The sequence below is a fragment of the Synechococcus sp. CCAP 1479/9 genome (assembly GCF_019038535.1).
In the GTDB taxonomy this organism is placed as follows: domain Bacteria; phylum Cyanobacteriota; class Cyanobacteriia; order PCC-6307; family Cyanobiaceae; genus Cyanobium.
The window spans coordinates 1-287 of record NZ_JAFKRK010000075.1 but is presented as its reverse complement, the minus strand read 5'-3'; the positions used below and the strand labels follow the sequence as shown (position 1 = coordinate 287).

The window sequence follows — 287 nt, the reverse complement described above, 5'->3', positions numbered from 1 at the left end:
TCTCCAGCGGCGGGATCAGCATCGCCACCCCCAGGCTCGTCACCCCCAGGCACACCAGCAGGTTCGGCAGCAGACGCCGCACACGCCGCAGGTAGAAATTCCCCAGACGCGGCCACAGCGGCTTGCTCGCCTGGCCCAGCAGCGAGCCCATCACCACGTAGCCCGAGATCACGAAGAAGATGTCCACCCCCGTGAAGCCGCCGGGCAGCCAGGCCTTGTTCAGGTGGAACACCAGCACCGCCAGCATCGCCGCCCCCCGCAGCGCATCGATGTCCGGCCGGTAGGCA

The 287-nt window shown here is 68.6% G+C and carries 1 protein-coding gene; it reads right to left on the bottom strand.

Annotated elements, in window-relative coordinates:
- Positions 1 to 287: acyltransferase family protein (locus KUG38_RS17305; RefSeq protein ID WP_216923545.1), on the bottom strand; the 287-nt coding region annotated here is incomplete at both ends.